The organism is Microcoleus sp. Aus8_D2, assembly GCF_036702665.1.
GTDB lineage: Bacteria > Cyanobacteriota > Cyanobacteriia > Cyanobacteriales > Microcoleaceae > Microcoleus.
In genome coordinates this window covers 81968-105201 of the sequence record NZ_JAUBUN010000004.1, presented here as the reverse complement: position 1 = coordinate 105201, position 23234 = coordinate 81968, and the positions used below count along the sequence as shown (strand labels likewise).

Here is a 23234-nt window from a genome sequence, read left to right as displayed (position 1 = left end):
ATCTGACCTGCAATTTTCGAGCTGTGACTGTTCCGGAAAACTACTCGGTACTAAGTCATATAGGATACAAGACAAACATCTCTACAAGTCCCGCAAATCTAGGGACGCGCAGAGAATTTTGTACAAAATCTCTCGCGAACTGTATCCTGAAAAAACAATTCTTGATATGATATCGCGTGTTATTGGCGTGGCGTGGTGTGTGAGGAGCGAAGATGCCGAGTTCTGTTGATTTCAGCGGTAGACCATTTCATTTCATCGGCATTGGTGGGATTGGGATGTCAGCCCTTGCCTACATTCTAGCTAAACGCAAGTTGCCCGTGTACGGCTCCGATATTAAATCGAGTCATATAACCCAGCGCTTGCAAGGAATGGGAGCTAACATTTTTTGGCGTCAGGACGCCAGCAATTTTGAAGTATTTCAAACGGCCCTCAACGGTAGCCGGGACGATCGCGGAGCGCCCGAAAGGGTCGCATCCTCGGCAGTCGTTAGCACGGTAGGGACTTCCGTGGCGACAGCCGAAGCTCTCAAATTGAATGGCAACGGTTCGGGCGCCCAAGCAATTTCGGGATTGCCTCAAGTAGTCTGTTCGACGGCAATTCACCCGGCAAATGCCGAATATCGAGCTGCTTTAGATTTAGGCTGTCCGATTTTTCATCGCTCGGATGTGTTGGCGGCCTTAATTAAAGATTACCAAAGCATAGCCGTAGCGGGGACTCACGGCAAAACTACTACTAGCAGCTTAATTGGCTTTATGCTGATGGCTGCGGGTCTAGACCCGACAATTGTCGTAGGAGGCGAGGTAAATGCTTGGGAAGGCAATGCCCGTTTAGGGGAAGGCCCCTACTTAGTTGCCGAGGCTGATGAATCGGACGGTTCTCTCGTCAAGCTGGTAGCCAAAATTGGCATAGTGACGAATGTGGAACTGGATCATCCAGACCATTATGATACTCTCGACCAGGTAATAGACACATTTAAGGTGTTTGCCGAAAACTGTCAAACTTTGGTGGGCTGCATTGACGACGAAATCGTCAAAGACTGCCTTCAGCCTGATGTCAGCTACAGCTTGCATCCGGACAGCGGTGCTGACTACACGGCTTCGGGCGTGGAGTACGGAGCCGAAAGCACCAAGGCTCACATTTGGGAGCGAGGAGCTTTCCTGGGGGAAATGGAGTTGAAGTTGCTGGGGAAACACAATCTCAGCAATGCACTAGCTGCGGTAGCAGTGGGTCGATTGTTGGGGTTGGAGTTTTCGGCGATTGCGAAAGCGATTGCCGGCTTTGAAGGTGCTCGCCGGCGTTTTGAGGTGCGGGGTTTTCACAATGACATCCTGTTTGTGGACGACTACGCCCACCACCCGAGCGAAATTCTTGTCACCTTGGCCGCTGCTCGCTTGCGCATCGAAGGTAGCGACAAGAATCCCAAATCCCGAAGAGTAGTTGCTATTTTTCAACCGCACCGTTACAGCCGGACTATGACATTTTTGCCAGAATTTGCTCAATCTTTTGGGGATGCAGATTTGGTTGTGGTTTGCGATATTTATAGTGCTGGGGAACCGAATTTAGGAGAGATTAGCGGGCAGCAGGTGGCTGATTTGATTGCTAAAGAAGGCCGAGAAGTTGTGTTTGCGCCTTCCCTGGAGTCGGTAAGTAAGTTTTTAACCCAAAATCTGCAACCGGGGGATTTGGCTCTGTTTTTGGGTGCTGGTAATCTGAATCAGATTATTCCAGAGGTTATGGCTTTTTATCAAGCAGCCGATCGCCCGGATTAGCTCTCAGAACCCGGATTAGCTCGACATGATGGCGGTGCAGGTTGTACCGACACTGCTGTCTGGCGGCTCGCTCCAAGCAGCCGCATAAGTTACGTAAATGAATTTTCAACGACCTCCTCAAGCGAATGTATTTTTAAGGATTTTCAAGATGGTGACTATCTCGAATGACTCCTCTGTTAAGGAAAATCGGCGAGTGTATTCTCCTATTTCTTTGCGGGGAACTGACTGTAAGATTAATTCTCAAGTTTCGCTGGCGGGCCTGACTTCTTTCCGAGTCGGTGGCCCTGCCGAGTGGTACGTTGCTCCCCGCAGTCTGGAGGCTTTGCAAGCGAGTTTTGCCTGGGCACACGATGAAGGGATACCGGTGACTCTGCTAGGCGCGGGTTCTAATCTGTTGGTGAGCGATCGGGGTTTGTCCGGTTTGGTCGTCGCCACTCGCTACCTGAAACAGGTAAATTTTAATGCAGAAACAGGTCAAGTTACAGCCGGGGCGGGGGAGTCAATCCCCCGCCTCGCTTGGTTGGCGGCTAAACGGGGCTGGAAAGGCCTGGAATGGGCCGTTGGCATACCGGGCACTGTGGGAGGGGCTGTGGTGATGAATGCAGGCGCTCACAGGGGCTGTGCTGCTGATATTCTAGTCAACGCTCGCGTCCTATCGCCTGGCGGTAAGGTGGAAACTCTGACTCCCCAAGAGTTGAAGTACCGCTACCGGACTTCGGTGCTGCAAGGGGGCGATCGCCTGGTAACAGAAGCGACTTTCCAGTTGCAGCCGGGATTCGATCGATCGATCGTCATGGCAGAAACTAATAACAATTTCAGCCAGCGGCGGACGAGTCAACCCTACCATCTGCCTAGCTGCGGCTCAGTATTCCGCAACCCCACCCCGAAGGCGGCAGGCTGGCTGATCGAACAAGCGGGACTCAAGGGATACCAGATCGGCGGCGCGCAAGTAGCTCAGCGCCATGCTAATTTTATTCTTAACTGCGGGTCGGCAACGGCCAATGATATTTTTCAAGTGATCCGCCACGTTCAACAGCAAGTCGAGCAGCGGTGGTCGCTGTTGTTGGAGCCAGAAGTTAGAATACTGGGAGAGTTCCCCTTCTAAGGCATCATTGAAGTAATACGGAAACGGCACACTGCCAGCCCACACACCATCACAAACGAGTTATGACAAAATCAGGACAAGGATTTGGCTTCGGCCTAGGCAAAATGAAAGAACTGACTGAAGCTTTCAAAAAAGCTCAGCAGGTTCAAGAGGGAGCTAAAAAGCTCCAAGAAGAGTTGGATGTAATGGAAATTGAGGGAACTGCCGGCGGCGGCTTGGTTAAAGTTTTTCTCAGCGGCAACCAAGAACCCCGCCGCGTCGAAATTTCGCCGGATGCCCTGGGTGAAGGGGCTGATGTGGTTTCGGAACTCGTCACGGTGGCGATGCAGGATGCCTACACTAAGTCTACGATGACGATGCGGGAGAAAATGGAAGAACTCACTGGCGGACTGAATCTCCCCGGTTTCTAAGCCCTTGGTCATCAGTCATTAGTCATCAGTCATTAGTCATCAGTCATTAGTTATCAGTCATCAGTCATTAGTGATTTATGTTTAACTAACGGCTTGATAGCTAATGACTGGTTGAGTTCTCTGAACCCGCGAACATTGGGAAAAAAGGAAAAGATTTTTTTTATGACCAATGACCACTGACCACCCTTCGACTTCGCGAGCGGGTAAAATGACCACTGACCACTGACCACCCTTCGACTTCGCGAGCGGGTAAAATGACCAATGACCAATGACCACCCTTCGACTTCGCGAGCGGGTAAAATGACCAATGACCAATTAAATGTCTTATAAATTATTGTTTGTCTGCCTCGGAAATATCTGCCGATCGCCCTCAGCAGAAAATATTATGAATCACTTAATCAAACAAGCTGGTTTGAGCGATCGCATCACCTGCGATTCTGCCGGAACAGGCGGCTATCACATTGGCAGCCCCCCTGACAGGCGGATGGCATTGGCGGCGAGGAAGCGCAAGATTGAATTGTTAGGCGAAGCCCGCCAATTTCAGAGGAAAGATTTTGAAGATTTCGATTTGATTCTGGCGATGGATCTGGACAATTATCGCAATATTCTTGCTCTTGATACTGCGGGAAAATATAAAGATAAAGTGCGCTTGATGTGCGAGTTTTGCCGATCGCACGACTTGAAGGAAGTTCCCGATCCTTACTACGGTGGCCCGGAGGGATTCGATCGAGTAATTGATTTGCTGCTGGATGCTTCCGAAGGTTTGTTGGATTACGTTATCGGTCAGGAAAAATTCCAAGTGGGCGGCCAGCAATCAATTTAAAAAAGTGCCTTTTTCCGCCCCAATATTAGCACTGCTGTAGTGGGGACAACGCTGAGCAAACTGGTAACTAGGGAGAGTACACTTTTGCCATCTCCCCCCCCCAAAATTATACTTATTGATAAGCAAAAAGTTAAAGTTGTCAATACAAAATTGGGAGAATTGATACTCAAAGCAGCAATTGGCAGCAAAATAGATGGATACCAAGGCATTAGCCAGGGTGTAGCAAACAAAAACAAAGTGAGAGTCGTCCAGCCAATATCTGATACCAAATTAATTTCCGAATAGTTTTTACTGAAGTAGGATTTAATTAACGTCCGTGCATAATAAATTATCCAGCTTAAATACGCAAAATATTTGATAAATAACTGAATACGGTTTCCTGTTTTAAGACTGACATTTGGCAAAAAATGCAGAGACAAATTTATCACATCGTGAAAAGAGCGAGCTGTAACCCAGGATACTCCAGGATTTAACAGACTTTTCCAATCTGAAACTGTTGGTAAAAATGTAGAAGTGATCGCCGCGATAATTAATAAAGAAAGCAAGAATGATGCTGCTAAATCTTTCCATCGACGCTGCTTGCAGAGGAAAGCCAAAACTAAGGGCATCCAAATAATAGGTAAGGTCTTTACTAGAAAGCCTACCCAAATTGCTAAGACTGCGAAAATATATCGCCGATAGTAAAGACATCCTATTAAAACAATCAATGTATTAGCCACCAAAACGTCAAGGTGAGCATTAGCTATTTGCTCGTTCAACAGCATGGGATTGACTAAATAGGCCATTGCGATATGGTTGCGGCGATCGGAATTTGTTAGCAATCGCCAAATTAAGTAATCATTTAGTGTATGTACAAGAACGCAGATTAGTTTAAAAATATACACTCCCACTAAAGGGCTAATTGGTACAGCAAGTGCTGATACCGAAAAAAAGAATAGAGAAACTGGGCCGTAGGTAGAAGTTTGCGACCAGTTGAGGAAGGGAGATACGTTAGAAACAAATGTAGAGGAAATATTAAGATAAGGATTGATTTTATTTAAGTTCATCGCTCCGTACTGCAAGTACATATAAATGTCATTGCTTTGGGGATAAGCTATGAGGGCAAGTGCCAGAAAGGGGATTGCATACTTGCAAATGTCTAAAAAGCTGGAACTGGTCGGCTTTTTTTGAATTAACCAGATAATATATGTAACTGTTGCTATCAAGTAGGAACCGTTAATTAGAAGTCTGATCGCACTGAAACCCCTGGTAGGGAAATCGCCATAGTTTTCTCCACCCTGTAAAACGCTGTAAAACTTGGTGATTCCCATTGATGTCATGGAAATACAGAATATTATGGAAGCTGCTAGTGCGACAGCATATAGAATTTTATGATTTTTTAAGTAATTTTCGAGGGGGCTGTTATTCATATTTGCGGGATAAGTGCAGGTAATTTTCGTGCCAAAAGCGGTTTGCGGTTATCTGACTAAATGGTGTTCCATCGCAAAGCGAACCAGTTCTGCACGATTGTTACTCTCAGTTTTTCTGAACAAGCTGCTGACGTACTTTTCGACGGTTCGGTGACTGAGGTGGAGCCGATCGCCGATTTGAACATTAGAAAGACCTTCTGTCACCAAATCTAGGACTTGTCGCTCTCGCTGCGTCAAAGTCGGAGTATTCCGGCTACCAGATGCACGCGCGGCGGAGCTATCCCGTAGGGAATCGCCCGTTTCTGACTTTTGACTGAAAAAATCCGCTTCCGGCTTGCCATTGGCTCTGCTGCCTGCCTCTGTTGGCATCGGTTCGATCTCGGGGGTACGAGACGGTGCCTGAGCAATTAGAGCGTAGCGATCGAGCAAAGAGCGAATTACCGCCCCCAACTCCGGGAGTTCAAAAGGCTTAGCCAGATAATTGTCGCAGCCCATCTGATAGCCGCGAATCCGTTCCTGCGTGCTCGTGCGTTCCGTCAAAAAAATCACCGGTAGCAAGCGGAAGGCGGGACGAGTCCGAACTCGGCGCACGAATTCGTAGCCATCCATCTCGGGCATTGTAATGTCGGTAACAATCAAGTGGGGCTGAAATTCCTCTACCAAGCCTAAAGCTTGTTTGCCGTTCTCAGCAGCGATTACAGAGTATCCAGTAATTTCCAGATAATCCGTAATCGACAAGCGAGTCGCGAAATCGTCGTCAGCAACCAGAATCGTCAAGGGCATGGGCGGAAATTTAAAATTAAACATGAAAAATTAAAAGTGAAATTAATCACTTTTAATTTTTAATTCTACTGTTTAATTCTCTTGATAAGTTGCAGTTAAAGTAGCAGGCTGTGCTAATGTTCCCTGCAAAGCTACGCCCCGCCCGTTGGCGGCCAAATGCCGCAGAGTTTTGTAAATTGTCTCAATTTGCTCTGGCTTTCCTGCTTTTTTGGCTATTTCTGATACAGACAGAGGTGTTTGAGCGTTTTTGATCGCTTCCAATACCAGTTGCTGCAACTCCAAAACAGCAGCGGCAGCTTTTTTGCCTGCTTCGACGCCCGGTTGGTGATAGGCGTTGACATTCACCAAGGAACCGTAAAAACCTACGGCTCTTTCGTAGAGGGCGATTAACGCTCCTACTGTCCGAGGGTTGACTTGAGGAATGGTGACGGTGATTGAATCTCGGTGATTTTCGTACAAAGCTTGTCGAGTTCCCTGCAACAAACCTGACAAATAATCTCCGCAAGTGACGCCGGTTTCTACTTCAACAGAAATGCCTTGCCGGTCTTCCAAAACTTCGATAAATGTTAAGAAGAAATTCGGCACGCCTTCTCGCAGTTGCTGGACGTAGGCGTGTTGGTCGGTGCTGCCTTTGTTGCCGTAGACTGATATTCCTTGATAAACTGTTTTGCCGTCTAAGTCTTTTTCTTTGCCGATCGATTCCATGACTAGCTGCTGCAAATAGCGGCTGAACAATAGCAGGGAATCTTTGTAAGGCAAAACTACCATGTCTTTCTCGCCGCGTCCGTTGCAGGCACAATACCAGGACATGGCTAAAAGGGCGGCGGGATTGTTTTTAATGTCGGGAATTCTGGTAGCTTCGTCCATGACTTTAGCGCCGTCGAGCATCGCCCGAATGTCGATACCTTGCAAAGCTGCTGGCAAAAGTCCGACTGCTGAGAGTTCCGAAGTGCGTCCTCCCACCCAGTCTGACATGGGGAAGCTGGCAATCCAGCCTTCGGATTTGGCTAATTTGTCTAGTTTGCTGTCTGTGCCGGTGATGGCAATTGCCTGTTTGGCGAAGTCGAGTTTTTGGGCTGCGAAGGCTTTTTGAACTTCGATCGTGCCGTTGCGGGGTTCGGGGGTGCCGCCGGATTTGGAGATACTAATTACTAGAGTGCTGCTGAGTTTGTCTTTGATTTTGTTGAGGATGCGATCGATCCCAGCGGGATCTGTGTTGTCGATAAAATGAATTGCTAGGGGCGGAATGTCTGGGGATAAGGCTTCGGCGACGAATTGAGGGCCGAGGGCAGAACCGCCAATGCCGATCGAGATAATATCGGTAAATTGCGGAGCAAATGGCGGCTTGATATCGCGGTTTTGAACTTTCTTGACAAATTCTTCGACTTGTGATATTCCTGCGACTATTTCTTGTTTTAATTCTGGAGTGGGAGCTAAATCGGGGTTTCGCAGCCAGTAGTGGCCCACCATGCGGTGTTCGTCGGGATTGGCGATCGCACCTGCTTCCAAAGCTGTCATATCTTTGAAAGCTTTGTCAAATTTGGGCTTCAGTGCTGCTACCGCATCGTCGTCGAATCCCATCCGGCTGATATCGAGGTAAAGTCCCAATCCAGAGTGATAGTAAAGCCAGTCTTGATAGCGTTGCCAGAGTGCTGCGGCGTCCATATAAATTCTCTACGATTCTTATAAAGTTCGATCGGGCTAGTCGGGAATCAACCAATTGTAGTTTAAAACGATGTTATGTATGGCTTTTGCAGAATCCCAATAAATTTAAGCATGAGTCGTCTGAAGGCATCCGGCTGCCTTCGGCATCAGGCTGCGGCAGAATTCTAGAAGAAAAATGTGACTTAGGCAACAGTCTTAGTAGGTAGATCGCCCATTGGCGGCAACGCCCCATAGATAGAAAAAAAGTCAAGCGATAGCGGTCAATAGATTTAAGCGTTGTCGGGGTTGGGCTTTGGTCTCTGGTTTAACAATAATCAAATTCTGGCGATCGCCCGCTGTAAAATAGACGTTGCAGTCTGGTTAAAGATACTTTTAGCTGTCACTCAATCATCAGCTAAAAATATAATGAATAACCGTTAATTACGTGAAGTGTAGTATAATATACAGCAATAGGGTTCACTTAAGACTGATCCCCCCTAACCCCCCTTATTAAGGGGGGAACAAGAGTATTTTCAAAGTCCCCCTTCTTAAGGGGGGAACAAGAGTATTTTCAAAGTCCCCCTTCTTAAGGGGGATTTAGGGGGATCTCCGAGCAATAAACAGCGCTAATTGAACCGTATTGGAATATACAGATATTAGAATTAAAAGTGCGATCGACTATGCTTACTCTATCTCCAGAATTACAAGAAAGATTAGCAACTCCCCTCAAAATTGGCGACTTTGAAGTGAAAAGCCGCGTCCTGCAATCACCCTTATCCGGCGTTACCGATTTGGTATTTCGCCGCTTGGTGCGCCGCTACGCCCCGGATTCGATGATGTACACCGAAATGGTCAACGCTACGGGTTTGCACTACGTGAAGCAACTGCCACGAATTATGGAAATCGATCCAAACGAGCGCCCAATTAGCATTCAATTGTTTGACTGTCGGCCGAATTTCTTGGCAGAAGCGGCCCAGAAAGCTGTGGCAGAAGGAGCGGATACAGTTGATATTAATATGGGCTGTCCCGTTAACAAGATCACTAAAAACGGCGGCGGTTCTTCGCTGCTGCGAGATCCCGAAAATGCCGAAGCAATTGTGCGGGCGGTTGTGGAAGCTGTAGATGTTCCTGTGACTGTGAAAACTCGCATCGGTTGGACTGACAAAGAAATTAATATTTTGGAATTTGCCAAGCGGATGGAAGATGCGGGAGCAAAAATGATTACCATCCACGGCCGCACGCGATCGCAAGGTTACACCGGCCCGGCAAAATGGGAATGGATTCGCCGCGTTAAGGAAGTTTTATCGATTCCCGTGATTGGTAACGGAGACATTTTTTCAGTGGAAGCAGCGGTGCGCTGTCTGGAAGAAACCGGCGCCGACGGAGTGATGTGTTCGCGGGGAACTTTGGGCTATCCTTTTTTAGTGGGAGAAGTCGATCATTTCTTGAAAACTGGTGTGGAAAAGATACCTCCGACACCAATTGAACTGCTCGAATGTGCTAAGGAACATCTGCGGGCTTTGTGGGAATATAAAGGTGAAAGCGGTGTCTGTCAAGCGCGGAAGCACTTAACCTGGTATGCTAAGGGTTTCCCTGGTGCTGCGGAATTGCGGGGCGTGTTGGCGGTGGTAGAAACGGTTGAGCAAGGTTGCGATTCGATCGATCGCGCGATCGAGCAATTACCCGCATAAACCCGATCCACAGTCGATTTTAGATTTTAGATTTTAGATTTTAGATTTGCTTTACAGATGGATCTGGGAGCAACAACTAGGGTCTAAATTTCTGATATCTCCACTTTTGGCATCTGGGAATCGTCTTAGTTTTTGGGCAAAGTAATACCAATTTTAAAAATCCTTGCTACAAGAGAATTATTGGGTTTGTTTCGTTTACCTAATGTGTAAGGTGCGGATCTATTAGATTTTCCCTCTTTTTTAGAGATTGTCGATGGATCCACACCCTACAGATACTTTTGGCATCCGGGACTTGTCTTAGTTTTTGGACAAAGTAAACAACAGATTACAGAAATAAAACCCGCCTCTGTCGGCTAAAATTTAAGACACAGTTAGAAATTTGTGTGGGGGAAAGCATGGACTCATTAAAAGGACGAGATTTATTAAGTCTGGCAGATTTAAGTATTGACGAATTAAATTATTTGCTGGATCTCGCAGCCAGTTTAAAATCGGGAATGGTCAAGCTGAAACGAAATAAAGTTCTCGGCTTGTTATTTTCCAAAGCTTCAACGCGAACGCGGGTGAGTTTTACAGTGGCGATGTACAAATTGGGAGGGCAAGTTATTGACCTCAATCCCAATGTAACGCAAGTCAGCCGCGGCGAACCTTTGGTCGATACCGCCAGGGTTTTAGACCGATATTTAGACATTTTGGCGATTCGGACTTTCGAGCAAAAGGATTTAGTCACTTTTGCTAATTATGCCAAGATTCCTGTAATTAATGCCCTGACAGATGACGAACATCCATGTCAAGTGCTGGCGGATTTAATGACAGTCAAAGAGTGTTTTGGAAAACTAGAAGGACTGACATTAACTTATTTGGGAGACGGCAATAACATGGCGAATTCGTTGATGTTGGGCTGTGCAATGATGGGGATGAATGTCAGAATTGCTTGTCCTGAAGATTTCCGACCAAATCCTGAGATTGTGGCAAAAGCTAAGGCAATTGCTAATGGAAAAACCGAAGTTACTGTGACTGCTGATGCGGAAGCTGCTGTGAAGAATGCTCAAGTAATTTATACTGATGTTTGGGCAAGTATGGGACAGGAAGAGGAGGCTAAACTCAGAATTCCTTTGTTTGAACCTTATCAGGTAAATGAACGACTGGTAGAAATGGCAGATAAAAATGCCATTGTACTGCACTGTTTGCCGGCACACCGGGATGAAGAGATTACCGATGCGGTGATTGAAGGTTCGCGATCGCGCGTTTGGGATCAAGCCGAAAATCGGATGCACGCTCAGCAAGCTTTGCTAGCCGGCATTCTCGAAAGCGATTAGGAATTAGGTTCGTAGTGAGGAATGCAAGTCCTTCCGCCAGGGGTTTTAACCCCTGGCTAAAATAGGTAGCAGCATTTCCTGAATTGCGATATTAAAAGCGGCAAATTGCAGCGGTGAAATGTTCGCAGCTTCCCCAATAATGACAACGGGGAATTGATTCCCCGGCGGTCTTTAGGGCTAAGCAAAGACCCTACAAGCTGGCGAAATTCACTTTTGTGACTTCACCGGCGACAACATTAACTGTTTGTTGAATTTGACTCCCGTCAACTTTCAACTGATAGGAACCGGGCGAAAGCTCGATCGCCCCAAACCATCCTTGACCATCCGCGCGCAGTTGGCGCACATTACCACCAGCATTAACTGCCTGTAATGTCAAGCTCGCGCCGTCGCAAGATCGATCGCACCGTTGCAAATTTCCGGCGATCGCCCCAGCAGTCGGCCGCGACTTCCAAGGCATATCGGGAACCGCTGCCGGCATTGCCCAAACAGGCTGAGTTTGAATAGTTCTGCCCGTCGCAGCATCAACGTATTGACTCGGCTGCGAAAGCGCCGTGTAAAACAAATCGTTGGTTTGCGGAACGTATTTCCAAGGCTGGCGGGGCAAATCTCCGCTGCCGCCCGATCGCAGTTCGCCGTTTGTGTAAATATTGCTGCTAGCGTAGGAATACAACACCGTACCCGCGACGTTATTTCCTTTGGCTGAAGGCGCTTCAGCGCGGCGGATTTGCGCGAGGGTGTCTTCGATGTAGTTGAGATAATTGCCGGGGCCGATCGCAATTTGGCGGTTGTACTGGTGGTCTTTAGCGTACTCGATCCAGTGGTTGTAACCCATCTTCTGCTGCGGCTTGTACTCGCGCTGGTAAGTCATCGGCATCGCCATGTCGAGAATACCTTCCTCCAGCCAAGCACGCCAATCTTGCAATACTTCTTGGTAAGGCTGCGTTTTATACCAGGCTGCATCGTTGGTTGGGCCGTCTCCCCAGGCGATCGTCGCTGCGGTAATTTTAACGCGCGGTTTAATCGCCATGGCTTCTACATAAAGCTTCCGCACTAAATTTGTCACTTGATCGCGCCGCCACTGCATCCACAGAGGATCGCTGGATGAGGGTTTGCCCGATCGACCGTTTTGCTGGTTGAAACGGGCGATCGAAGTAGGATTGTAGCCCCAATTCGGCCCGCCGTAGCGCACGTAATCCAACTGTACGCCGTCCACATCGTAGCGCTTCAGCAAGTCCAAATAGACAGAAACAGTATAATCTAGGGCGTCTGGATTACCGGGATCGAGGAAACCTTTCGCTTCGCCGCTCGAAGTCAGCATCGCCCAATTGTCCTTTCCTGAGGCATTGGGCCCATGTTCTTGCCAAACATGATTGGCGGGAAGTTTGCCGCCGGAAACCACCGGTAGCGTCACCATCCAAGCGTGTACTTCTATACCTGCGGCGTGGGCTTTGTCGATCAAATCTTGGAGGGGATCGAAACCTGCTGGAACATTCGGATCGGTGGTGCGGGGTTCGATCGCACTCGTATAAAAAGCATCGCCGCGGCGGCGGACTTGGGCGACGATCGCGTTAGCATTGGCTTTCTGGGCGTCTGCAATCAACTTGGTGACTTCTTGGGGCGTTTTGAAACCGGGGTTGAAGGCGTCCACCCAGAAGGCGCGAAATTCGCTGATTTGGGTTTGTGGGGGCATAATGGCGATCGCCCGTGAAGGGAAAAAGTTTGATAACCAACCGGGAGTCAGCAGAAAACTGATTGTTAAGCCGATCGAGAACAGGCTTGACAAAAAGAATGTTTTAGTCTTTCGCATGAGGAATGTGTGAGAGAGCGTTTAACTGTCCTTTACGGACTTTTGGCTTGAGCGTCCGCTTGACATTTTCGCACATTAGTGCAAGTTTGGACGAAAATAGACTGAACTGGCGATTTCCTACGGGATAGCTGCGCCGCGCGTACTTTTCTCAACAAATGATAGCACCGCACTTTCAAACCCTAGTCATTCCTAATGACAGCCAAACAACAGCCAACAATTTACTCGATCGAGTAGATTTATTTCGGTTAGAAGCTACCCAAAAATTGCAGCAAAGCCAAAGGGGAGAAAAAGGACAATTTTTAACGCCTTCCTCCGTAGCAAGTTTAATGGCTGGAATGTTTGAATTCAAGTACCCAGATATATCGCTTTTAGATGCCGGTGCAGGTATTGGCTCCCTATTAGCCGCAGTTGTTTGCGAGCTATGTCAGCGCCCAAACAGACCGCACAGCCTGCACATTACAGCCTATGAAATAGACATTATTCTGATTGAATACCTCAAGCAAAATTTAGAGTTATGCAAAATTGAATGTCAGAACTGCGGCATATTTTTTACGAGTGAAATTCGTGAAGTAGATTTCATCAAAGACGCAGCAGATATGTTGCATCCCAATCTATTTACACAGTCTGTAAAACTAGAATTCACAAATGCAATTATCAATCCTCCCTATGCCAAAATAGACGCTAAATCCCAAGTCAGAACATTGCTGCGTGCTATAGGAGTAGAAACCAGCAATCTCTACGCTGGATTCACCATTGCAGCAGCTAAACTGCTCAAACCAAACGGTGAATTAGTTTCGATAACTCCCCGCAGCTTTTGCAACGGTTTATACTTTCGAGATTTCCGCCAAGTCTTCCTGCAAATGATGGCTTTACGCCAAATACACATCTTTGAATCCAGACAGGAAATATTTCGCGATGATGCGGTGCTGCAAGAAACTATTATTATGCGAGCTGTCAAACAAATAGAAAAGCCAGATACTGTACTTATCACTTCCAGCAACATTGTTGAGGACGACTTAATTTTGTCTCATGATTTACGATATGCTGATGTCGTTAACCCCAAAGATTCCGACCAATTCATTCGGATTCTACCGGATGCTGTCAGCCAGCAAGTAGTCGAGCAAATGGCTCAATTCACTTGTACTCTACAAGAATTAGGCTTAACAGTTTCCACCGGAAAAGTTGTAGACTTTCGCGTTCGCTCCCATTTGCGGTTAGAACTAGAAAACAATACAGTTCCGCTGATTTATCCCGCACACTTCTCGGCTGGTGGTGTTGAATATCCCACAGCCACAAGAAAGCATCAAGCTTTAGCTATTACGGAAAAAACGGTGGCACTACTCGTACCTAACGAACATTATGTTTTGACCAAGCGCTTCTCATCCAAGGAAGAGAAAAAGCGAATTGTTGCCGTTGTCTGGGATGCCAATAAAATCAATAGTTCTAGCGTTGGTTTTGAGAACCATTTAAATTATTTTCACCAACAAGGACGCGGATTAAACCTCACTCTCGCGCGGGGATTGGCAGTTTATCTTAATTCGAGCTTGATAGATGATTTTTTTCGACTATTCAATGGAAATACTCAAGTTAATGCTACTGATTTGCGTAATTTGAAGTATCCTAGTTTAAAACAACTATTTCTACTTGGTGCTGAAATAGGAGAAATATTTCCTACACAACGAGAGATCGATCAACTTGTCGAGAGACAACTGCTGAAGGTGACAAATCCATTAGAAAATAGCCCGATGACAATCAAAAACCGTATCGATGAATCTTTAGAAATACTTGCAACGCTGGGTTTTCCAAAAGGTCAGCTTAACGAACGTTCAGCTTTAACACTTCTGGCTTTGCTTGACATCAAGCCAAAGGATACTTGGGAATCGGCGAAATCTCCACTTCGGGGAATAACGCCAATTATGGAATTTATGGAGCAGCAGTATGGTAAAAAATATGCACCAAATACGCGGGAAACTGTCCGGCGCCAGACTGTGCATCAGTTTTTAGATGCAGGTTTAATTGTTGTTAATCCTGACAGTCCCGAACGTCCGGTGAACAGTCCCAAAACAGCATATCGGATAGAAGACAGTGCTTTGGAACTGCTGCGAACTTACAACAGTTCTGAGTGGGAGAAGAATATTCGTGCTTACCTCGCATCCGTCGAAACCCTCAAAAAACGATATGCACAAGAGCGAGAAATGGCGCGAATTCCAATTACAATTGCAGGGGAGATTAAAAGCCTTTCGCCCGGTGGACATAATGTTTTAATTTCTCTGATTGTTAGTGAGTTTGCAGCTCGGTTTACTCCTGCTGGCAGGCTGCTTTATGTTGGAGATACAGATGACAAGTTTGCTTATTTCAACGAAGTATCGCTAACTGCACTAGGCGTTACAGTTGATGCTCACGGTAAGATGCCCGATGTAATTATTTACTTCACTGAAAAAAACTGGTTGGTGTTGATTGAAGCTGTTACTTCTCACGGCCCGATTAATCCAAAACGCAAAACTGAGCTTGAGAATCTTTTTAGAAGTTCGACAGTACCTTTGGTGATGGTGACAGCTTTTCTCAGCCGCAAGGCCATGGCGGAATATTTATCTGATATTTCTTGGGAAACTGATGTCTGGGTAGCAGAAGAAGCTACTCACCTGATTCATTTTAACGGACAACATCTGTTGCAGGCTTATTCAAAAGATGAAAAGATTTCTGAGTCAGAATGATTCTAAAACACAGTATTTATATGGCTAGCGCTGACATCATAATCACGCATACATGAGTTACACATTTCCGACCGAAGAAACCGGGTTTTTACCAATTGTACTGGCCCGAATGAAATATTTTGCTAAAAAACCCGGTTTCTCGCTACCCGTGCGTCCAAAACTAATATACTGTGATGCAAGTGGTTGCGTTGACCGGAAATTGTCGATCGCACTCAGTAAACCAAATCAGTAAATCAGATCAGTAGTTAGCCCAAATATGTCTGGAATGGAAAAAAAACAGATCGATGGATTGTGGGTATCAGTATTATACTTCGCTCAGGGTCTACCCTACACCGTCGTTAATTTAATGTCGGTGATTTTTTTGAAAGGGATGGGAACCAGCAACGAACTGATCGGATTGACAAGTTTGTTGTCTTTTCCCTGGGTATTAAAAGGTTTGTGGGGCCCAGTCGTTGATATGTATTCCACTAAACGTAAGTGGATTTTAACAACGGAAGTTATTTCTATTTTTTTGTTTGCGTTGCTGGCTTTTGGTGTATTGACGCCGGAACCTGTTATTATATCATTGGTGATATTTACGGCGATCGCCTTTGTGTCCGCTACTCACGACATCGCCATTGATGGATTTTACTTAAACGTTCTCAATAAAGACAAACAAGCCCTATTTGTCGGCGTTCGCAACACCGCCTACAGAGGCGCAGTCATTGTCGGCAGTGGTTTATTGGTGTTCTTAGCAGGGAAAATCGCAGAACAGCATTTAGTCACAGGAACCGCAGGCGATACGAAAGTATATCAGGACATTCAATTGTCACTTTTGGGCTCGTCTTTTAGCGTGTCTGCACTTAAATATGGATGGGCGACAGCTTTTGGCATTTGTGCCATTATGTTTGTGCTGATTTATCTGTTCCAGCGCTGGTATCTTCCCTATCCTAGAAATTATGCTGTCGAAGATGGCGCGCCACAGCGGAAAACGAGCTTTTTTGAGTCATTTAAAACCTATTTCCAGCAAGAAAAAATTGGTTGGATTGTGACTTATGTTTTGATTTTTAGGTTGGGCGATGCCTTGACATTTAAAATGGCCGCCCCTTTTTTAATGGATAAGGTTGAGAAGGGAGGATTAGCAGTTTCTACCTCGGATATGGGATTGCTATCTGGTACTATCGGCGTGATTTTTCTGTTAATCGGAGGGTTGTTAGGTGGCTATTTGATTGCTAAACAAGGATTGAAAAAATGGATGTGGCCGACGGCAATTCTGCAAAATTCGACTAATGTACTGTATTGGATGTTGGCAATGAATCAACCGGGGATTGAATGGGCTTATGTTGTAAATTCGATCGAGCAATTTACCTATGGACTTGGTGTAGCTGCCTATACAGTGTTCTTGATGCGGACTGTCCGCCCTGAATACGAAGCATCACACTATGCGATTACAACGGCTTTTATGGCCGCAGGCGTGCTGATTCCTGGCGTTTTTAGCGGCTATTTACAGACTGACTTGGGCTATCAAAATTATTTCTTGTTCAGTTCACTGGCTGTGATTCCCGGTATGGTGACGATTTTCTTTTTACCGCTAGAAGATGAGAAAAAATTAGCATCTATGCCCCGGCCTGGACTTGACGATCCCGATTAATTAAATTGCAATACGCTTGGGTTAAAAAGCTAATTGCTCTGCGCGCACATCAATTAATTGAGAAGTGTCATAGTCTTTGCGATTGCTTTCTCTCGGAGCGCAATGACATTAGGGTTAACTGAAGCGTATTGAATTAAATTGTATCTGTTGACGTTCCTACTTGGGGATCACAAAATAGAGGACACAACATTGTTGTGTCCCTACCGAATATCTATATTGCTAAATCGAAATAAAATCGCTAGCTGTTAGCAGACTCTTTGAAATGCCGGGAATACTGGCAAGAACTTCGCCGCTACTGGCAATTTCGATCGTTGTTGAAACATCGCCTTGAGTAACTTTCAGTTGGTTGAATCTCAAACCTTTGCTTAAACCGATTAAATCTTGACCCTGTTGAAAGTCTACAATTGTGTCTGTACCGGCGCCTGCTCCTAATACTAATACGTCGCGTCCAGCGCCGCTAATTAAGAGGTCTGCACCCACTCCGCCAATGAGCGTATCGTCTCCGTCTCCACCGTTCAAATTGTCGTCTCCTTTGCCGCCTAATAGCAGGTCATTGCCGGCGCCACCGCTGATAATATCGTTACCTTTATTGCCGCTGAGAGTGTCGTTTCCCCCATTGCCAATGATAATATCCTCCCCGGCAAAACCTGATGCTGTATTGTTGGCATCGTCGCCTACTAATTTGTTAGGTTGTGACGGATCGAGGGCAGTTTTCATTGCCACAACGTTGCCTATAAAGGAGGTTCCTGGAGTGGTTCTCAATTTTTCTAAACTGCCGCGCGATTGCAGCGCTGCTTCTAACGGCGGCAGTGCGTAGTCTAAGCCAGCTAACAGCTCTAAATAATCTGAATCTGTGAAAGTGAAATCAGGGCGATTCAACTGGTCTACAGAGATTTCTGTCTTAGTAAAACCTGGAGGAGGAGAGCTTAACAAACCTGTTTGAGTGTGCTTGTCCAAGACAAGTAGCGGGTTAATAATCGGGTTTGTATATGTTTCAATAACTACTTTCCCCGGGAGAAAAGCTTCTCCTCCCAAACTAACAAAATCGCCACTAACTATATAGTGAGTTACATTTTTTCCGGCGCCGGCTTTCTGCTTAAATGTATTGACTGTGCTCTGAGCAATTCCGGGAGAATTGAAGGTGACTATATCTCCGATCGCAGATGTGAATTCTGTTGCGGCTAGCTGGGTTATGGCGCCGCCCAAGCTGTGTCCGAGAAGGTCTGGTGGCAAGCGTCGGGGGTTTTTTGTTGTATTTTGACCAATTTGTGTCAGCCAAGTTCCTAGGGCTTGTTTGTTGGCTTCAAATTGGTTGAAACCGACACCTCGCTTGTCTCCGTTGGCAGCATCGTCTACGATCGAGTCGGTGCCGCGAAATACCAATACGGGCGGTTTGTCGGGGGTGGTGGAAATTAAGCCGATCGCGTGAAATCCAGTTGTCGGATCGTCAAAAGTGCGATCGATTTGGTAGCCAGCAGCCGTCAAACCAGTTTGAACTACAGTTTGTAACTGGGGGTTGTTATCTATATAAGCTAATTGCTTGGCTATAGTTTCGTAAGCGGCGGGGGAGGATGGCATATTTTTGTTATTTCCTGTCGTTTGATTGGGATTGGCTTTTTAAGCTAGTTAACTCATTTTACAGTAAATTGCGTTTATTAACAATATTAATTTCTCCTATTCCACGCTCCTAAAACCAGAAAATAGTCGGCTTATGGTAGCGGATTTAGCAAGAGCCAACCATCCGAAAACAAACGATTATTGCGCAAAAAATTGCTGTTTTTCCGCCACCCAAACTACAATTTTTTATCCATTAAAGCTGCACAATATCTGCCCGCGTAATGTCGTTCGCCGACACGCCTCTGAGAGTAGCAAGAATTTCCCCAGTAATCGGGATAGTAATTACAGCTCCGTCAACACTTGGGGTAACAATAATTTGAGGAAAAGTTAGACCCCGGGAGAGTGCAATTAAATCTTCACCCTTTTGAAAATCGGAAATCACATCTGCTCCGCCACCAGATTCTAATACAAAGCGATCGCGCCCTGCGCCGCCAATCAAAAAATCGTTGCCAAATTCGCCGGAAATCAAGTCGTTTCCGTCGCCACCATCCAAAAAATCGTTATTTCTTCCGCCGGACAAAAAATCGTCGCCACCGCCGCCGATGATGCTGTCATTACCTCGATTGCCTCTGAGAGTATCGTTACCGCCGTTGCCGATAATTGTATCCTCTCCAGGGCCGCCGCTAGCAGTATTGTTGCGAGCGTCGCCTAATAAGTAATTCGGTTGCAGAGGAGCTAAACCGAATTGCATTTGTCTGATTAAGTCCACAAACGAAAATTCTGGGGCTGCTCTCAAACTCTCTGCACCGGCTCGGTTTCTGATGGCCACTGACACATTTGCTAGGGGGAAATTTAGCGCAGCGATAAACTCGTTAAAATCTGAGTCGTTGTTACTATAAACAAACTCGGGACTGTTTAAGTCTTCGAGGGAAATTTGCCTCTGGAAAAAATCTGCTGGCGGAGTAGTTAACAAATTTTCTGTTCGATGTTTGGCTAAAACAGTTAAGGGATTAATAGTCTGGTCTGTGAAATTTTGGAGAAATACTTTTCCCGTTATAAATGCTTCTCCAAATAAGCTGACAAAATCGCCGCTGACAATGTAGTGAGTGACATTTTTGTTGCCTGCTTTGCTGAGATTTTTCCGAAAATTGTTGGCGATACTCGCTGAGACTCCTGGAGAGTTGAAAGTAAAGATATCGCCGGTGATAGATGTATATTCGCTCGCTACAATTTGAGCAACAGCTCCGCCCCAACTGTGGCCGACGACATCGGGCAATAATTTGCTGGGGTTTTTAGCGGTATCTTGACCGATTTCTGTGAGCCAGTTTTTGACACTATCTTTGTTTTTTTCAAATTCGGGCAAGCCTATGTCGCGGGAGTCGGAAAACATAGCATCGCCGTCGATGAAGTCTGTACCTCGAAATACTATGACGGGCGGTTTTTTGGGGTCGGATGAACCGAAGCCTATCGCATAAAAGCCTGTTTCTAGGTCGTCGAATATGCGATCGATATAGTAGCCGTTAGTGTCCAGGAAGCGCGAAACTTGATTTTGCGCGTTCGGCTTTTGATTCAAAAAAACAATTGACTTAGCCAGAGCTTCATAAACAGCAGGCGAGGCACTCATAATATTTTATTTGGTGTTTGTTGGTATTTGCGATCGCTCTGGTGTTGAGCTAATTTTCCACTGCCAGCCATTATAACTGACAAGATTTGTATGGTACACTTGATAAGATCTACTCAAGAATCATTTTTTTGCGGTTATGACTATCATTCGTCAATACATTGCTCCATTGATAGCGATATTAGTATTTTTCGTGGCTCTGGTAGCAGTCAGCGCTCGCATCTTTTTGCCGGCTGACATGGCTGCCCCGGCACCGATTGAGGAACCGATCCCGCAGCAGCAAGCGGCAGGAGTGAATCCGATTTTCTTGGGGCTAAATTATTCCCCTCTCCCTGTCCGAATCCGCTGATGTCGGCTGATCTGATACCGGGCTACGGGCTGCGATCGGGTTCTGGACTCGATCGCCCAAAACTGCTAAAGTTCCTCCACCATACTTACCGAGAGCTTTACCCGGAGCGAGAATTGGGACATTTGGCTCAAACTGTCGAGCAGTATTTTTCTAACCAGACGCCGCTTTGGTGGGTAGAGTGCCTGAAAAACAACCCCTTGGAGGCAGAAAGTTTGCCCTCGCTGCCCTCGGGTTCTCTAAATCCCAAATCGATTGTCGGATGTTTGTGGTTGGGAAATGCGATCGACCAAACCACTGGAGAACGCCACGGTCACATTTTTCTGCTCTACATAGCACCGGAACACCGCCGTCAGGGACTCGGTGCAGCTTTAGTTATTCAAGCAGAAAATTGGGCGCGTTCAAGGGGCGATCGACAAATTGGTTTGCAAGTTTTCTTGAGCAATCAGCCTGCGATGAATCTCTATCAAAAATTAGGCTATGAGAGTCATTCTGTCTGGATGCTCAAATCTCTTTGAAAAACTACAAGTATAGCCATTCTCAAGGACGGCGAGGTATGTCGGGCAATTGGTAATTGGTAATTGGTAATTGGTAATAAAGCAATCGCTCGTGCTTGACCGAACTTGAGAACCACTATATTTGTTTGTAGTCAGGACTTGAGTTCTGATTCATCCAAATGCTCGGGACTATTCGTCCTCACTGCGAAGTTTATGGAGGACTGAAGTCCGGGCTACAAACTTAGGTAACAGCAGAGGTATTTGTTTGTAGTCATGTGCTGATGGCTCACCCTACAATTATTGACCGTTGACTGAGTTGCACTCGGAGCATCCTCTGTGCGGTAAAGTTTTTTTATGAACAATCACGACTTCCCCAACGACCTTGATATTGACACGGAACTGGAAAGCCCTTTGGATCAATTTGACGAATCCGAGCCCCCGCTACCAGATCCAGAGGAAATGCTGCCTTTGCTGGAATCTCCGGAACCTCAGCACCGGATGATGGCGGCGCGGGCTTTTTGCGAATTGCAGGACGATCGCGCGATTCCACATTTAATTAATTTATTGAGAGACGGCTGCCCCTTGGTGCGGGTGAGTGCGGCCTATGCTTTGGGGCGAAATCCCAGTCCCGATGCTGTGGAACCGCTGATTCTTCAGCTCAACCGCGATTGGAACGGTTACGTTCGCAAAGGGGTAGTTTGGGCCCTGGGAAATTGCAGAGATCACCGCGCCTTATCGCCCTTAATTGATGCTCTGAGAACTGATATTTCGGCGGTGCGTTTGTGGGCGGCGAGTTCTCTGGGTCAAATGGCAAAAGTTGGTTACTATGTCGTGATTGCGGGGATTCCGCCGTTGATTGAATCGTTGCGGGGAGATGCTGTATCTGCGGTGCGAAGTAACTCCGCTTGGGCGATCGGGCAACTGGCGCGGGAGTTGCCGAATAATGTAGTGTACGCTGGGGCGATCGACGCTTTAATTGAATCTTTAGAAGAAGATGAAGATATGGGCGTGCGGGAAGATGCTAAATCTTCGCTGTTGCGAGTCGGCGACCCGCGCGGTTTGCAGATTATTGAAGACTTAGAAATGGAAGGACTGTTATGATTAAATTTTCCCAATTAAACACCCTTTACAAATTACCCCTTACCCGTTACCAATTATGATATTCATCAATCCCAAAACAGATTTTGGGTTCAAAAAAATCTTTGCCTCCCCCCAGCACAAAGAAGTTTTAATTAGCTTCCTGAATGCCATGCTCTACAACGCAGAGCCGACAATTCAAGACTTAGAAATCATCGACCCCTACGCCGCACCAGCAATTACTGGTTTAAAAGACACTTACCTGGATGTCAAAGCCAAAATTACAGGCGACAAAACTGTAATTATCGAGATGCAGGTAATTAATGTAGAAGCTTTTACCAAGCGCGTCATATTTAATGCAGCCAAAACCTACGCAACTCAACTCAAACCGAGAGAAGGCTACTCAAAATTAAATCCTTTGATTGCTTTAACAATTACCGATTTTGTTCTGTTTGACAATACCGAAAAATTTCTCACCCATTTTGTATTTAAAGAAGTCGAAGAAAATATCGAATATTACAGAGAAATAGAGTTAGTTTTTCTGGAGCTGCCCAAATTCAATAAAAGATTAGAAGAAGTTGAAGACTTGATTCAAAGCTGGGCTTATTTTATCAAAAATGCTCCCGACATGGAGGAAATACCAGAGAAATTTGCCTCAGTACCCGAAATCCAAACAGCTTTTAATATCGCTAACAGGTCGAGTTTAAGCCTTGAGGAATTACAAGCATTAGAAAAGCGTGAAATGTTCTTTGAAGATCAGCGCGGTGCTGTGATTAAAGGCATCCGAGAAGGTAGAATCGAGGGACAAATAGCATTAATCCTGCGTCTACTCCGGCGACGTACTGGTGAGATTTCCCCAGAAATTCAAACTCGCATCCAGCAGCTATCTGCCGAACAATTGGATGATTTAGGTGAAATCTTGTTAGATTTTACCAGTCAAGAGGATTTGATGGCTTGGCTGGAATCGGCTTCAGCATAAACTGGAATCAGCTTCAGCAGAAATTTATCATCTAACTGGTTCCCAGGCTCCAGCCT

General features: G+C 46.2%; 17 protein-coding genes. 11 read left to right on the top strand and 6 right to left on the bottom strand.

Features of this window, described 5'->3' with window-relative positions:
• The first annotated feature begins 212 nt into the window (after positions 1–212).
• From murC to QUB64_RS04565, 4 genes are all read left to right on the top strand, one after another.
• Entirely contained in the window at positions 213–1769 is a 1557-nt protein-coding gene (murC, locus tag QUB64_RS04580) for a UDP-N-acetylmuramate--L-alanine ligase (protein WP_333269527.1), read from the top strand.
• 148 nt (positions 1770–1917) lie between these two features.
• On the top strand, positions 1918–2874 hold the full coding sequence (gene murB, locus QUB64_RS04575) for a UDP-N-acetylmuramate dehydrogenase (RefSeq protein WP_333269628.1): 957 nt from the start codon (positions 1918–1920) through the stop codon (positions 2872–2874).
• A 62-nt stretch (positions 2875–2936) separates the two neighbouring features.
• On the top strand, positions 2937–3284 hold the full coding sequence (locus QUB64_RS04570; protein ID WP_333269528.1) for a YbaB/EbfC family nucleoid-associated protein: 348 nt from the start codon (positions 2937–2939) through the stop codon (positions 3282–3284).
• Positions 3285–3603: 319 nt separating this feature from the next.
• A complete protein-coding gene (locus QUB64_RS04565; protein WP_333269529.1) occupies positions 3604–4107 on the top strand; it encodes a low molecular weight protein-tyrosine-phosphatase in 504 nt (167 codons plus the stop codon).
• On the opposite strand, the gene QUB64_RS04560 is transcribed toward QUB64_RS04565, so the two are convergent.
• The 3 genes from QUB64_RS04560 to QUB64_RS04550 all read right to left on the bottom strand — a co-directional run bounded on the left by QUB64_RS04560 (position 4104) and on the right by QUB64_RS04550 (position 7964).
• Complete coding sequence (locus tag QUB64_RS04560; RefSeq protein WP_333269530.1) at positions 4104–5516, bottom strand: hypothetical protein; 1413 nt, start codon at positions 5514–5516, stop codon at positions 4104–4106. The two genes, QUB64_RS04565 and QUB64_RS04560, sit on opposite strands and share 4 nt — an antisense overlap.
• Positions 5517–5564: 48 nt before the next feature.
• Positions 5565–6299 (bottom strand): DNA-binding response regulator, encoded by a 735-nt coding sequence (locus tag QUB64_RS04555; RefSeq protein WP_333269629.1) that lies wholly within the window; start codon positions 6297–6299, stop codon positions 5565–5567.
• Between the two features lie 72 nt (positions 6300–6371).
• Positions 6372–7964 carry a glucose-6-phosphate isomerase gene (locus QUB64_RS04550; RefSeq protein WP_333269531.1) on the bottom strand — a complete coding sequence of 531 codons (1593 nt, stop codon included), beginning with the start codon at positions 7962–7964 and terminating at the stop codon, positions 6372–6374.
• Positions 7965–8623: 659 nt separating this feature from the next.
• Between QUB64_RS04550 and dusB the strand changes: the two genes are divergently transcribed.
• Together dusB and argF are read left to right on the top strand one after the other, a co-directional pair.
• Positions 8624–9634 carry a tRNA dihydrouridine synthase DusB gene (gene dusB / locus QUB64_RS04545; protein ID WP_333269532.1) on the top strand — a complete coding sequence of 337 codons (1011 nt, stop codon included), beginning with the start codon at positions 8624–8626 and terminating at the stop codon, positions 9632–9634.
• Positions 9635–10029: 395 nt separating this feature from the next.
• On the top strand, positions 10030–10950 hold the full coding sequence (gene argF, locus QUB64_RS04540) for an ornithine carbamoyltransferase (RefSeq protein ID WP_333269533.1): 921 nt from the start codon (positions 10030–10032) through the stop codon (positions 10948–10950).
• A gap of 190 nt (positions 10951–11140) precedes the next feature.
• Here argF and QUB64_RS04535 read toward each other — a convergent pair whose 3' ends face one another.
• On the bottom strand, positions 11141–12757 hold the full coding sequence (locus tag QUB64_RS04535; RefSeq protein ID WP_333269534.1) for a family 10 glycosylhydrolase: 1617 nt from the start codon (positions 12755–12757) through the stop codon (positions 11141–11143).
• A 155-nt stretch (positions 12758–12912) separates the two neighbouring features.
• Between QUB64_RS04535 and QUB64_RS04530 the strand changes: the two genes are divergently transcribed.
• Together QUB64_RS04530 and QUB64_RS04525 are read left to right on the top strand one after the other, a co-directional pair.
• The gene (locus QUB64_RS04530) at positions 12913–15471 is read left to right on the top strand and encodes a BsuBI/PstI family type II restriction endonuclease (protein WP_333269535.1); all 2559 of its coding nucleotides are present in this window, start codon (positions 12913–12915) and stop codon (positions 15469–15471) included.
• A 265-nt stretch (positions 15472–15736) separates the two neighbouring features.
• A complete protein-coding gene (locus QUB64_RS04525) occupies positions 15737–17101 on the top strand; it encodes an MFS transporter (RefSeq protein ID WP_333269536.1) in 1365 nt (454 codons plus the stop codon).
• 219 nt (positions 17102–17320) lie between these two features.
• Here QUB64_RS04525 and QUB64_RS04520 read toward each other — a convergent pair whose 3' ends face one another.
• Positions 17321–18679, bottom strand: a complete 1359-nt coding sequence (locus QUB64_RS04520; protein ID WP_333269537.1) for a calcium-binding protein — start codon at positions 18677–18679, stop codon at positions 17321–17323.
• Between the two features lie 232 nt (positions 18680–18911).
• Positions 18912–20282, bottom strand: coding sequence for an Mbeg1-like protein (locus tag QUB64_RS04515; RefSeq protein WP_333269538.1), 1371 nt, complete (start codon positions 20280–20282; stop codon positions 18912–18914).
• Between the two features lie 345 nt (positions 20283–20627).
• Here QUB64_RS04515 and QUB64_RS04505 point away from each other — a divergent pair, with 345 nt between their 5' ends.
• From QUB64_RS04505 to QUB64_RS04495, 3 genes are all read left to right on the top strand, one after another.
• On the top strand, positions 20628–21143 hold the full coding sequence (locus QUB64_RS04505) for a GNAT family N-acetyltransferase (RefSeq protein WP_333269540.1): 516 nt from the start codon (positions 20628–20630) through the stop codon (positions 21141–21143).
• 333 nt (positions 21144–21476) lie between these two features.
• Positions 21477–22223 (top strand): HEAT repeat domain-containing protein, encoded by a 747-nt coding sequence (locus tag QUB64_RS04500; RefSeq protein ID WP_333269541.1) that lies wholly within the window; start codon positions 21477–21479, stop codon positions 22221–22223.
• 55 nt (positions 22224–22278) lie between these two features.
• Positions 22279–23178, top strand: a complete 900-nt coding sequence (locus QUB64_RS04495; protein ID WP_333269542.1) for an Rpn family recombination-promoting nuclease/putative transposase — start codon at positions 22279–22281, stop codon at positions 23176–23178.
• Positions 23179–23234 lie beyond the last annotated feature (56 nt).

What these genes read in the sequence shown, in the direction of transcription:
- QUB64_RS04535 (WP_333269534.1), bottom strand. Translation starts at nt 12,757, where the DNA reads ATGCGAAAGACTAAAACATTCTTTTTGTCAAGCCTGTTCTCGATCGGC.
- murB (WP_333269628.1), top strand. Translation starts at nt 1,918, where the DNA reads ATGGTGACTATCTCGAATGACTCCTCTGTTAAGGAAAATCGGCGAGTG.
- dusB (WP_333269532.1), top strand. Translation starts at nt 8,624, where the DNA reads ATGCTTACTCTATCTCCAGAATTACAAGAAAGATTAGCAACTCCCCTC.
- QUB64_RS04565 (WP_333269529.1), top strand. Translation starts at nt 3,604, where the DNA reads ATGTCTTATAAATTATTGTTTGTCTGCCTCGGAAATATCTGCCGATCG.
- QUB64_RS04560 (WP_333269530.1), bottom strand. Translation starts at nt 5,516, where the DNA reads ATGAATAACAGCCCCCTCGAAAATTACTTAAAAAATCATAAAATTCTA.
- QUB64_RS04515 (WP_333269538.1), bottom strand. Translation starts at nt 20,282, where the DNA reads ATGAGTGCCTCGCCTGCTGTTTATGAAGCTCTGGCTAAGTCAATTGTT.
- QUB64_RS04570 (WP_333269528.1), top strand. Translation starts at nt 2,937, where the DNA reads ATGACAAAATCAGGACAAGGATTTGGCTTCGGCCTAGGCAAAATGAAA.
- QUB64_RS04555 (WP_333269629.1), bottom strand. Translation starts at nt 6,299, where the DNA reads ATGCCCTTGACGATTCTGGTTGCTGACGACGATTTCGCGACTCGCTTG.
- QUB64_RS04530 (WP_333269535.1), top strand. Translation starts at nt 12,913, where the DNA reads ATGATAGCACCGCACTTTCAAACCCTAGTCATTCCTAATGACAGCCAA.
- murC (WP_333269527.1), top strand. Translation starts at nt 213, where the DNA reads ATGCCGAGTTCTGTTGATTTCAGCGGTAGACCATTTCATTTCATCGGC.
- QUB64_RS04550 (WP_333269531.1), bottom strand. Translation starts at nt 7,964, where the DNA reads ATGGACGCCGCAGCACTCTGGCAACGCTATCAAGACTGGCTTTACTAT.
- argF (WP_333269533.1), top strand. Translation starts at nt 10,030, where the DNA reads ATGGACTCATTAAAAGGACGAGATTTATTAAGTCTGGCAGATTTAAGT.
- QUB64_RS04500 (WP_333269541.1), top strand. Translation starts at nt 21,477, where the DNA reads ATGAACAATCACGACTTCCCCAACGACCTTGATATTGACACGGAACTG.
- QUB64_RS04525 (WP_333269536.1), top strand. Translation starts at nt 15,737, where the DNA reads ATGGAAAAAAAACAGATCGATGGATTGTGGGTATCAGTATTATACTTC.
- QUB64_RS04505 (WP_333269540.1), top strand. Translation starts at nt 20,628, where the DNA reads ATGTCGGCTGATCTGATACCGGGCTACGGGCTGCGATCGGGTTCTGGA.
- QUB64_RS04520 (WP_333269537.1), bottom strand. Translation starts at nt 18,679, where the DNA reads ATGCCATCCTCCCCCGCCGCTTACGAAACTATAGCCAAGCAATTAGCT.
- QUB64_RS04495 (WP_333269542.1), top strand. Translation starts at nt 22,279, where the DNA reads ATGATATTCATCAATCCCAAAACAGATTTTGGGTTCAAAAAAATCTTT.